Source organism: Luteibacter sp. OK325 (assembly GCF_003050935.1).
Classification (GTDB): domain Bacteria; phylum Pseudomonadota; class Gammaproteobacteria; order Xanthomonadales; family Rhodanobacteraceae; genus Luteibacter.
In genome coordinates, this window is the sequence record NZ_QAOX01000001.1 from 449,791 (window position 1) to 461,793 (window position 12,003).

Annotated in this window: 8 protein-coding genes; 4 read left to right on the forward strand and 4 right to left on the reverse strand. The window is 64.8% G+C overall.

The window, feature by feature from the left end; translation table 11 throughout:
• Positions 1–171: 171 nt before the first annotated feature.
• On the reverse strand, positions 172–2,865 hold the full coding sequence (gene aceE / locus C8J98_RS02045) for a pyruvate dehydrogenase (acetyl-transferring), homodimeric type (RefSeq protein ID WP_107910431.1): 2,694 nt from the start codon (positions 2,863–2,865) through the stop codon (positions 172–174).
• Between the two features lie 163 nt (positions 2,866–3,028).
• Complete coding sequence (locus tag C8J98_RS02050; protein ID WP_107910433.1) at positions 3,029–5,329, reverse strand: NADP-dependent malic enzyme; 2,301 nt, start codon at positions 5,327–5,329, stop codon at positions 3,029–3,031.
• A gap of 225 nt (positions 5,330–5,554) precedes the next feature.
• Between C8J98_RS02050 and C8J98_RS02055 the strand changes: the two genes are divergently transcribed.
• A complete protein-coding gene (locus C8J98_RS02055; protein WP_107910435.1) occupies positions 5,555–7,417 on the forward strand; it encodes a reprolysin-like metallopeptidase in 1,863 nt (620 codons plus the stop codon).
• A gap of 10 nt (positions 7,418–7,427) precedes the next feature.
• Here C8J98_RS02055 and C8J98_RS02060 read toward each other — a convergent pair whose 3' ends face one another.
• Both C8J98_RS02060 and C8J98_RS02065 read right to left on the reverse strand, forming a co-directional pair.
• Positions 7,428–8,708 (reverse strand): flavohemoglobin expression-modulating QEGLA motif protein, encoded by a 1,281-nt coding sequence (locus tag C8J98_RS02060; protein ID WP_063572881.1) that lies wholly within the window; start codon positions 8,706–8,708, stop codon positions 7,428–7,430.
• A gap of 29 nt (positions 8,709–8,737) precedes the next feature.
• Complete coding sequence (locus C8J98_RS02065) at positions 8,738–9,484, reverse strand: FAD-binding oxidoreductase (protein WP_107910437.1); 747 nt, start codon at positions 9,482–9,484, stop codon at positions 8,738–8,740.
• A gap of 82 nt (positions 9,485–9,566) precedes the next feature.
• On the opposite strand from C8J98_RS02065, the gene C8J98_RS02070 reads away from it, so the two are divergent.
• From C8J98_RS02070 to C8J98_RS02080, 3 genes are read left to right on the forward strand one after another with little or no spacing between them, the layout of a single operon-like run.
• On the forward strand, positions 9,567–10,499 hold the full coding sequence (locus C8J98_RS02070) for an ABC transporter ATP-binding protein (protein WP_107910438.1): 933 nt from the start codon (positions 9,567–9,569) through the stop codon (positions 10,497–10,499).
• Positions 10,496–11,269 (forward strand): ABC transporter permease, encoded by a 774-nt coding sequence (locus C8J98_RS02075; RefSeq protein ID WP_107910440.1) that lies wholly within the window; start codon positions 10,496–10,498, stop codon positions 11,267–11,269. The genes C8J98_RS02070 and C8J98_RS02075 overlap by 4 nt, the downstream gene beginning before the upstream one ends.
• Before the next feature lie 4 nt (positions 11,270–11,273).
• Positions 11,274–11,993 carry a pseudouridine synthase gene (locus C8J98_RS02080; RefSeq protein ID WP_107910442.1) on the forward strand — a complete coding sequence of 240 codons (720 nt, stop codon included), beginning with the start codon at positions 11,274–11,276 and terminating at the stop codon, positions 11,991–11,993.
• Positions 11,994–12,003 lie beyond the last annotated feature (10 nt).

The window sequence follows — 12,003 nt, forward strand, 5'->3', positions numbered from 1 at the left end:
TATCGGCGATGGGGTGCTTGCCTTGGTCTGGCCCGCTGGCGCGGGATCGCCGATGAATCGGCTCCCACCATCGCCGATGAATCGGCTCCCACCATCGCCGATGAATTGGCTCCCACACGAGACCAAGAAAAAAGGGGCCGGATTGCTCCGGCCCCTCTCGTTTGCTTGCTATCAGGCGTAAAGCGGGTTCGGCTTGTCGACGTCCAGCTTGTATTCCTTGATGGCGCGGCTCACGTCCTTCGCGTTGACCTTGCCGTCCTTCGCGAGCGCGGCCAGGGCCGCGTGGGCGATCCAGTAGCGGTCGACCTCGAAGTGGCTGCGCAGGTTCGCACGCGTGTCGCTGCGACCGAAGCCGTCCGTACCCAGCACCGTGTAACGCATGCCGTCCGGCATGAACGCACGGACCTGGTCGGCAAACTCGCGAACGTAGTCGGTCGCGGCGATGGCCGGGCCCTGACGCTCACCGAGCAGGCCGGTGATGTACGGCACGCGCTGCGTGGCTTCCGGATGCAGGCGGTTCCAGCGCTCGGCATCGAAGCCTTCGCGACGGACTTCCGAGAAGCTCGGCACCGACCAGATGTCCGAGGTGACACCGAAGTCCTTCTCCAGCAACTCGGCCGCGGCGATGACTTCGCGCAGGATCGTGCCCGAACCGAGCAGCTGCACGCGCGGCTCGTTCTTCTTCGCCTTGCCACCGTCCTTGAACAGGTACATGCCCTTGACGATACCTTCCTCGCTACCCTTCGGCAGGTCGGGGTGGGCATAGTTCTCGTTCATCACGGTGATGTAGTAGTAGACGTCTTCCTGCTCCTGCATCATCCGGCGCGTACCGTCCTGCAGGATCACCGCCAGCTCGTAGGAGAAGGTCGGGTCGTAGGAGATGACGTTCGGGATCGCGCCGGAAAGAAGGTGCGAATGGCCGTCTTCGTGCTGCAGGCCTTCGCCGTTGAGCGTGGTGCGGCCCGAGGTGCCACCGATGAGGAAGCCGCGCGCGCGCATGTCGCCCGCCGCCCAGCAAAGGTCGCCGATGCGCTGGAAACCGAACATCGAGTAGTAGATGAAGAACGGCAGCATCGCCACGTTGCTGATGCTGTAGCTCGTCGCCGCCGCCAGCCATGCGCTCATGCCGCCGGCTTCGCTGATGCCTTCCTGGAGGACCTGGCCCTTCTGGTCTTCGCGGTAGTACAGCAGCTGGTCGGCGTCCTGCGGACGGTACTTCTGACCGAACGGCGCGTAGATGCCGATCTGGCGGAACATGCCTTCCATGCCGAAGGTACGGGCTTCGTCGGCGACGATCGGGACCAGGCGCGGGCCGAGTTCCTTGTCACGCAGCATGAGGTTCATGCCACGGACGAGAGCCATCGTGGTCGAGATCTCGCGCTCGCCGGTGCCCTTGGTGATCTGCTCGAAAGCTTCGAGCGTGGGCGCGGTGAACGACTTGTCCGACTTACGGCGACGCTGCGGCAGCGAACCGCCGAGCACACGACGGCGCTCGAGCATGTACTGCACTTCCTCGGAGTCCTTGCCCGGATGGTAGTACGGTACTTCGTCGAGCTTGTCGTCGGGAATGGGAATGTTGAAGCGGTCGCGGAAGGCGCGGATCGAATCCGTGTCCATCTTCTTCTGGTTGTGCGCCGGGTTCTGCGACTCACCGGCGGCGCCCATGCCGTAACCCTTCACCGTCTTGGCAAGGACCACGGTCGGCATGCCCTTGGTGTTCACGGCCGCGTGGTAGGCCGCGTAGACCTTGTGCGGATCGTGACCGCCACGGTTGAGGCGCCAGATGTCGTCGTCGGACATGTTGGCGACCAGCGCCGCGGTTTCCGGGTACTTGCCGAAGAAATGCTCGCGCGTATACGCGCCGCCGAAGGCCTTGCAGGCCTGGTACTCACCGTCGACGGTTTCCATCATCAGCTGGCGCAGCTTGCCCGTGGTGTCGCGGGCGAGGAGCGGATCCCAGTAGCTGCCCCACGCAACCTTGATCGCGTTCCAGCCGGCACCACGGAACACACCTTCCAGTTCCTGGATGATCTTGCCGTTGCCACGTACCGGGCCGTCGAGGCGCTGCAGGTTGCAGTTGATGACGAAGATGAGGTTGTCGAGACCTTCACGGCCGGCCAGCGAGATCGCGCCCAGCGACTCCGGCTCGTCCGACTCGCCGTCACCCATGAAGCACCAGATCTTGCGATCGGACTTCGGAATGAGGCCACGGTGCTCGAGGTACTTCCAGAACTGCGCCTGGTAGATCGCCTGGATGGGGCCGAGGCCCATGGACACGGTCGGCACCTGCCAGTAGTCCGGCATCAGGTACGGATGCGGATACGAGGAGAGACCCTTGCCCTTGCCTTCCACTTCCATGCGGAAGAGGTCGAGCTGTTCTTCGCTGATGCGGCCTTCGAGGAACGAACGTGCGTACACGCCCGGCGCCGAATGACCCTGGTGGAACACGAGATCGCCCGGATGGTCTTCGCTCGGAGCGCGCCAGAAATGGTTGAAGCCGACGTCGTACAGGGTCGCCGAGGAGGCGAAGCTGGAGATGTGGCCACCGAGGTCGCCCGGCTTGCGATTGGCGCGCACGACGGTCGCCAGCGCATTCCAGCGGATCAGCGAGCGAATGCGCCATTCGATGGCGGCATTCCCGGGGCTGCGCGCTTCCATGTGCGGCGGGATGGTGTTCACGTACTCGGTGGTCGGGTCGAACGGCAGGTAGCCGCCCGAACGACGGGTGGAGTCGACCATGCGCTCCAGCAGGAAGTGCGCGCGCTCGGTGCCGTCGTGATTGATGACGGCGTTGAGCGACTCGACCCATTCACGGGTTTCGGTGGGGTCGAGGTCCTGGTTCAGGATATCGTCGATCTGGTCCATGGATGCTCCGCTCGCGCGTGGCGCGCGCTTCATGAGGTATGTAGAGCCCGCTGGGGTGGCGGGAAAACCTTTCCATGATACCGCGAAGTTTTCACATACGCGGCGGTATGGGGGTTTGTGTGGGAGCCGATTCATCGGCGAAGCGGCGCAAAGCGCCGCTCAATCAGTCGTTTACAACGGTACGCGGCTTCCCCGCCCGAATCTGCGCCTCAACGCAGGCCACCGAGGTCATATTGACCACCCGGCGCACCGTGGCCTGAGGGGTCAGGATGTGGGCCGGCTTGGCCACGCCCATCAGGATCGGGCCGATGACCACGCCGTCGCAGAGCACGCGGATCATGTTGTAGGCCGTGTTGGCAGCGTCCAGGTTCGGGAAGACGAAGACGTTGGCCTTACCTTCCAGGCGCGAGTTCGGGAAGATCTTCTCGCGCAATTCCGGAGTGAGCGCCACGTCGGCCTGCATTTCGCCCTCGACCTCGAGGCGCGGCGCTTTCTCGCGGATCAGGCGCAGCGCCTCGCGCATCTTCTTCGAACTGCGGGTCTCGCGGCCGCCGAAATTGGAGTTGGACAGCAGCGCGATCTTCGGCTGGATGCCGAACAGCTTCAGGCGGAGCGATGCCTGCAGGGTGGCTTCGGCGATCTGCTCGGCCGTCGGGTCGTCCTGCACGTAGGTGTCGAGGAAGAAGAAGGTGCCCTTCTCCGTCGATACCGCCGCCATGGCGGACGCCTCGGCAATGCCCTCGTCCAGGCCAATGATGTCGGTGATGTAGTCGAGCTTGCTGTGATACGTGCCGACCAGCCCGCAGATCATCGCGTCGGCCTCGCCCCGCTCCACCATCAGCGCGGCAATGACGGTCGGCCGCGAGCGGACCACGGCCTTGGCGGAGGCCGGCGTGACGCCACGGCGCTCCATGATCGAGTGGTAGAGGCGCCAGTAATCCTCGAAGCGCGGATCCGAATGGATGTTGCACATCTCGAAGTCCACGCCCGGCTTCAGGCGCAGGCCGGCGCGTGCGATACGGCGCTCGATCACGTCGGGGCGACCGACCAGGATCGGTCGGGCCAGGCCCTCGTCGACCACCGTCTGCACCGCGCGCAGCGTGGTTTCTTCTTCGCCTTCGGCGTAGACCACGCGCTTGGGATCGGCCTTGGCGCGGTCGAACACCGGTTTCATCAGCAGGCCCGTGCGGAACACGAAACTGGTGAGCTGGTCGATGTAGGCCGGGAAGTCCTGGATGGGACGCTCCGCCACACCGGAATCCATCGCGGCTTTGGCGATCGCCGGCGGCAGCTGGATGAGCAGGCGCGGATCGAACGGCTGCGGAATGAGGTACTCGGGACCGAAGCTCGGCGGCTTGCCGCCATAGGCGCGGGCACTGACGTCGGACGCTTCGCGTCGCGCCAGCTCGGCGATGGCATTCACGCAGGCGACTTTCATCTGCTCATTGATGACCGACGCGCCCACGTCGAGCGCACCGCGGAACAGATAGGGGAAACACAGGGCGTTGTTGACCTGGTTCGGGTAATCCGAACGACCGGTGGCCATGATGCAATCCGGCCGCACGGCTTTGGCGTCTTCCGGGAGGATCTCGGGATTCGGGTTGGCCAGCGCGAAGATGATCGGGCGCTCGGCCATGGTCGCGACCATTTCCGGCTTGAGGATGCCACCGGCCGAAAGGCCCAGGAAGATATCCGCGCCGACGACGATCTCGGCCAGCGTGCGCTTGTCCGTATCGCGCGCGTAGCGCTGCTTGTCCGGGTCCAGGTCGGTGCGGCCGGTGTGCAGGACACCGTCGCGATCGAAGGCGAGGATGTTTTCGCGCTTCATGCCCAGCGTCACCAGCATGTCGACGCAGGAGATGCCTGCGGCGCCCATGCCCGTGGTGGCGAGCTTCACGTCTTCGATCTTCTTGCCGGTGACCAGCAACGCGTTGATGACCGCGGCACCGACGATGATCGCCGTGCCATGCTGGTCGTCATGGAACACGGGGATCTTCATGCGTTCGCGCAGCTTGCGCTCGACGATGAAGCACTCCGGCGCCTTGATGTCTTCGAGGTTGATGCCACCGAAGGTCGGCTCGAGGCTGGCGATGATGTCGACCAGCTTGTCCGGATCGTTCTCGTTGATCTCGATGTCGAACACATCGATACCGGCGAACTTCTGGAACAGTACGCCCTTGCCTTCCATCACCGGCTTGCTCGCCAGCGCGCCGATGTTACCCAGGCCGAGCACGGCCGTGCCGTTGGTGATCACCGCGACCAGGTTGGAGCGCGCGGTGAGTTCAGCGGCCTCGCGAGGATCGGCGACGATCGCATCGCACGCCGCGGCGACGCCCGGCGAATAGGCCAGGGAAAGATCGCGCTGGGTCAGCAGCGACGTGGTCGGCGTGACCTTGATCTTGCCCGGACGGGGAAGGCGGTGGTACTCGAGCGCGGCTTGCCGCAGTTCCTCGGAGATGGCCATGGAGTCCTGTGGGGAGCTAGATGAAAGGGGACGAACGGCGGACCCGAAGCCGCGCCGTGAAGCGTCGATGTTAGCACCGCCATGGCGATTCGCCCGACCCGGGCTGTGTTGCATTGCGACATCCTGTGATATGAAAACGCTACATGTCAGCCATGCGGAATCCGGCAGATTACCGACGCTGGCGCGCCTACCGTCGACGGTCCTTCTTGCTCGTCGAGGATCGTCATGTCGCGTTTCGCCATCGTTACCGCCCTGGTCGGCGGCCTTTTCCCCCTCGTGTCACAGGCGAATGTCGTTGCCGACGAGCCGGCGCTGCGCCGGAGCTTGCTACGACTGCCTCAGGAGTCGGGTCGTAGCGTCGAGGTGACCCTCCCGACGGGCGCCACCACATCGTCGCGCTTCCGCGTGCGCGACTCGGGCACCCTCCCACCCGTCCTCGCGAAGAAGTTCCCCGGCATGCGCAGCTTTCGCGGCAGCGACGCGCAAGGGCGAACCGTGCGGCTGGACCTGTCGAAGTCAGGCATGCGAGCCAGCGTTCGCGACGGGAATGCCGAGTGGATGCTTCGACCGGGTGAGGTGGCGTCGACATCGAACGTAGCGCCAGGCGACGCGTCGGCTGCCCCGGCGGACGCGTTGGCCACCGCTCACGCGCAGGGGCTTCCCGCAAGGATGACCATGGCACGAGGGGGTGGCGGCATTCGCTACGACTTCCGCCTTGCAGTCGCCGCCGACAGCCGTTACGCCGCAAAATTCGGCGGCACGGTGGAAGGCGCGCTCGGCGAGATCGTCCACGCGGTGAACCGCGCGAATGAAGTCTTCGAAACCGATGTCGGCGTGCATTTCACCCTGGTCGACGACAACGACAGGATCATCCGCGCCGACCCGAGACGCGATCCCTACCGTCGCATGGACCCAGGCCCCGCCACCGTACAGCTGATCGACCGCGAGATCGGCAAGCGCAACTACGACATCGGCCACGCCGTGACGACGCTGTTCGGTGGCGAGAGTCATATCGGCACCTCGTGCAGTGACGATCGGCGCGCCGACTTTTTTGCCACGCACAAGGCCGCGGCATGGAGTGGCCATGCGCATCCCGAGAGCGAGCCCTACGCGATTGGCTTCATGATTCACGTTCTCGGGCGCCAGCTCGGCGCATGGCCCACAGCCAACGGATGTAGTCGTCCGACCCTGCCTGATCGTGCCGTGGAACCCGGTAGTGGCAGCACAGCCATGGGCTATGCACCCTCCGGTTGTGGCGGCGACGCGCAAGCGTTGCAGGCGCGCTCTGACCTGTACTTTCACGCCACGAACATCGAGCAGATGCAGGCCTGGCTGGGTTCACGCGGTGGGCGTTGCGCCAGCAAGCGCATCAATCCGGTATCCGCGCCATGGTTCGACCCTGAGCCGTTCGCTGAGGAAAAGGTCATCCCGGCGCGCACACCCTTCGTGCTCGAAGGCTCGGCGGAGCAGGAGGCGGGTGGGCGTCACCTGACCTATACCTGGGAGCAGATGGATGTCGGCGACGAGCAACGGGGCGCACTGACCGATAAAGGCTACGGCCCCCTGTTCCGTTCGTTCGCACCGACACTATCGGGCAGCCGCAGCTTTCCAAGGATGGCCGCCGTGCTTGGCCATGAAACCGCCGAGCCCGGCGAAACCCTGCCGACCACCTCGCGCCTGCTCGACTTCCGCCTCACCGTGAGGGACAACGGCGGCGAGCACGCGACCGTCGCCAGCGCCGATACCCGGCTGCGCGTCGTCGACAACGGGCGCCCCTTCGCCGTGCTATCGCCGGACGCGGCCGTGCGAGGCGTCGGTGGGCATGCGTTGCACGTGCGCTGGGACGTCGCCGGCACCACCGAAAAACCGATCTCCTGTCACTTCCTGGAGATCGATCTTTCCATCGATGGCGGCAACACGTGGCTCGCCACTCCCCTGGCGACCGACGTGCGCAACAGCGGCGAAGCCGAGGTGATGCTACCCACCCTCGCGACACCGACCGACCATGCACGCATGCGCCTGCGCTGCGACTGGCGCCCCTTCTTCGCGGTGTCGCCAGGCGATTTCACCATCGTGCCCGACCCGTAACCCCTACGGGCTACAGGCCGAGGGAGATTTCCTCGGCCTCTACGCCCGCCATGTGGATATGGTTGACGAAGAGAGAGAAGGCCAGCTTCCCGGCCAGGCCATGGACGTGCTGCATCCACGGTGGGAGATAGCGCGGCGCGACGATATCGCCGCTGGCGAAATGAGCCTCGAGGCTCATCACGTCGTGCAGGGCGAGCTTGCCGGCAAACAGGTTGCGCAACAGGTCGAGACGGCGCTGGCGTAGCGCCCAGCGGAAGAACGTATGCACCGCCAGCAGGCCGGAAAGGTAAACGTTGTCCTTGGCGAAGGCCGAGCCGCCGGTCAGCGGTACACCGCGAAACACGCGTTGGGCGGAATGGAAGCTGTCGCCGACGTTCTGCCCGCATTCGCGGAAATAGCGGAACACGTCGACGAAGTCCGCACCGTTCAGCGCCATGTCGATCGCGAGGATGCGCAGGCTGATGCGCTTCAGCCGCGAAATGTCGATCGCGCCCGACATCAGCTCGGCGAATACGGCCAGGCCTTCCTGCGTGGCCGTGACGCGCGGCGATGTACGTGCCAGCGAGGCGAGCACGGGCTGTTCACGACCGTTGAGCGCCGTGAGCGAATGGACGAATGCCTCATGCGCGAGCAACTGGTGCCGGTCGTATTCGGTAAAGTGAATGCCACCGCGCAGGCGGATGCGGGTCGCGCCGGCCGCCGCCTTGGCGGTGAGCTCGGGATCGACTTCGACCGATATCGTGCCCGGCGAGAAGAAGGCATCGAGCATCTCGGACATATCGCGACGCAGCTCTTCGGCCGGAATCGTGCCCGTGGCGTCCTCGGTTTCCAGATCGGCGCCCAATTCGTCCGCGAGGTCGACGAAATAGCGGGCGGCATCGAGGTTGCTGCGATTGCTTCCGGGGATGGCGTCGCCCGGCTTGCCGTAAAGCGCTACCGAGGCGACGGTGACACCGTCGGTGCCCGCGGCATCGAGCATCTCGGTGGCCACACGCCAGGATTCGGCCGTACGGCGCAGATACTCGGCGATCGGATGGTCTTCACAGACCTCCCGCTCGATGGCTTCCAGCTCGGCCCGGGTGCCGCCCAGGTCGGGTGGCCGGTAACGGATATCCGGCAGCGAAAGCCGCCCGGCCCCGAATTCTTCGATCAGGCGCTCTTCGACCGACGCCGGCCAGGACACGGTCGGCAGGATGCGGATGGCACGGACAGCGGCCAGCAATCGCTGGTCCAGCGCCGCGTAGCGCCGCATTTCCGGGGTGAGATGGGGCGGGAGGACGTGGGCGTGCATGGGGCGGAAGTATAGGCCGGGGCGCCGTTTCAGCGCGAAGAGATGTATTTCTCGCGGCGAATGTGCTGCACCGAGAGCCCCTGTTCCTTCAGCGAGGCGAAGGCGGCGTCGACCATGTTCGGGTTGCCGCACAGGTAAGCGATGTCCCGCTCGCCGTTGGGCTCCAGCTCCGCCAGCATGTCCTGGACATAGCCGAGGCGGTCATGGGGCCGCGGGTTTGGCCGGGCGCCCCGGCTCAGGCAGGGGTGGAAATCGAACCCTTCGTGAGTACGGGCGAATGCCTCGAACTCCTCGCCGTAAAGCAGCTCTCCCTCGTTGCGGGCGCCGTAAAGGAGCACGAAGCGGCAGCCACGGCTGGCGATGAGGCTGGCGATCTGCGGCAACATGGCGCGGTAAGGAGTCACGCCGGTACCCGTGGCGATCAGGATGTAACGCTGGTTCTGGTCGGCGTCCATCAGGCAGAAACGGCCATACGGGCCGCTCGCCTCGATCGTCTCACCCGCCTTCAGGCCGCCCAGCAGCCTGGTCGCCGCCCCGCCGTCCACGTAGCTCACGGCGATCTCGACCCGATCGACCGGCCCGGTTCCGTCACCGATGGTCCCTACCGAATAGCTGCGCTTGGTCGGCTTGCCGTCGTCGTAATGGAAGTGGACCTGGAGGAACTGCCCCGGCACGAAGGCCAGCGGCTGGCCGTCGGCGCGCTCGAACGACAAATGCCGTACCGAGGGGGCGAGCATGAAGCTGTCGGCGAGTCGGAGCTGGAATTGTTCGGCCATGGAAAGTCTCTGTTGACGTGCGGGAACAAGGCGGACGGACAAAGCCCGGTATAATAAGCGGCTTGGCATCCCGGCGCAGCCCATGACCACTCCTGCTTTAAACGTCAATAATTTACGGAAGACCTACGGCAACGGCGTGGAGGCCCTCAAAGGCATCTCCCTGACCGTCGAGCCGGGCGACTTCTACGCCCTGCTCGGTCCCAATGGTGCCGGCAAGTCGACCCTCATCGGCATCCTCTCCTCCCTGGTCAACTCGACCTCGGGCGATGCCGAGATCTTCGGGGTATCGATCCACAAGCACCGCAGCGAGGCGATGCGCCTGATCGGCCTGGTGCCCCAGGAACTCAACTTCAACCAGTTCGAGAAGCCGTTCGACATCTGCGTGAACCAGGCCGGTTTCTACGGCATCGGTCGCGCCGAGGCTTCCCTGCGTGCCGAGAAGTACCTGAAGGAGCTGCGCCTGTGGGACAAGGCGCACCTCCAGGCACGCACCCTGTCGGGCGGCATGAAGCGCCGCCTGATGATCGCCCGCGCGATGATGAACGAGCCGAAGCTGCTGATCCTCGACGAACCCACCGCGGGCGTCGACATCGAGATCCGCCGCTCCATGTGGCAGTTCGTCAGTGGCATCAACGCGGCGGGCACCACGGTGATCCTCACCACGCACTATCTCGAGGAAGCCGAGCAGCTCTGTCGCAACATCGCGATCATCGACCAGGGTCGCATCGTGCAGAACACCTCGATGAAGAGCCTGCTCGCCACGCTCGACGTGGAAACCTTCGTGCTGGACGTTCCCAGCGCACCGGGTGTCCTCCCCGTGCTGCCGGGCGTGGTCCTGCGCACCCTGGACGATCACACCATCGAAGCCGAGATGTCCCGCTCCCACGACCTGAACTCCCTGTTCGCCGCACTCTCGTCGCACGGCGTCACCGTGACCTCCATGCGCAACAAGTCCAACCGCCTGGAAGAGCTCTTCGTCCGACTGGTCGAGCACGGCCGGGAGAACGCGGCATGAGCGCTGCCACCAACCTCGTCGCACTGAACACCATCGTTCGTCGCGAGATCGCGCGCATCCTGCGCATCTGGACGCAGACCCTGATCCCGCCGGCAATCACGATGACGCTGTACTTTGTCATCTTTGGCAAGCTCATCGGCAGCCGTATCGGCCAGATGCACGGCTTCACGTACATGCAGTACATCGTCCCAGGCCTGGTCATGATGAGCATCATCACGAACAGCTACGGCAACATCTCCTCGTCGTTCTTCGGCGCGAAGTTCGGTCGCTTCGTCGAGGAAATGCTGGTCTCGCCGATGTCGAACTGGGTGATCCTTCTCGGGTATGTCACGGGTGCGGTAACCCGCGGCGTGATCGTCGGTGCCCTTGTGCTGGTGATCGCCCTGTTCTTCACCGACCTGCACGTGGCCCACCCGATCATCACCTTCCTCTCCGTGGTGCTCGGCGCGACCGTGTTCTCACTGGCCGGCTTCGTCAATGCCGTGTTCGCCAAGAAGTTCGACGACATCGCCCTGGTGCCAACCTTCGTGCTCACGCCACTGACGTACCTCGGCGGCGTGTTCTATTCGGTCGACCTGCTCGGCGAGCCGTGGCACACCATTTCGCTGGCCAATCCGATCCTGTACATGGTCAACGCTTTCCGCTTCGGCGTGCTCGGCGTGAGCGACGTGCCCATCGTGACGGCCTTCATCGTGATGCTGGTCTTCGTCGTCGGCCTGAGCTTCGTCGCCTTGCGCCTGCTGTCGCGCGGCGTGGGTCTGCGCTCGTAACGCCATGCGGGTCAACAAGTACATCAGCGAGGCGGGCCTGTGTTCGCGACGCGAAGCCGACGAGCTACTCCTCGCCGGCCGGGTAACGATCAACGACGAACTGGTCAGCGCCGGTGCAAAGGCGCTCGACGGCGACGTGGTGCGTGTGGACGGCGAGGTCGTCGTCGCGCGCACGATGGCGCCGGAATCGGCAAAGACCCGGGGTGTCTATATCGCGCTGTACAAACCGGTCGGGATCACCTGCACCACGGACCAGACTGTCGACGGCAATATCGTCGACTTCGTCGACCATCCGCAGAGGATCTTCCCTATCGGGCGGCTGGACAAGGATTCCGAAGGCCTGATCCTGCTGACCAGCAATGGCGACATCGTCAACGAGATCCTGCGTTCGGAGAACCACCACGAGAAGGAATACCTCGTGGCGGTGAACAAGGCGGTGACCGACGAGTTCATCCGCGGCATGGCCAAGGGCGTGCGCGTGCACAACCAGATGACCGACCCGTGCCGCGTGCGCAAGATCGCGAAGTTCGGCTTCTCCATCGTGCTCACCCAGGGTCTCAACCGGCAGATCCGCCTGATGGCGGCGGCGTTCGGCTATCGCGTGACCCAGCTCCGCCGCGTGCGGATCATCAATGTGAAGCTGGGCCACCTCAAGCCCGGTCAGTGGCGCAACCTGACCGAGGCCGAGCTGCAGGGCCTGCTCCCCGAACGTACGCGCTGGTAACGGCAGCGCG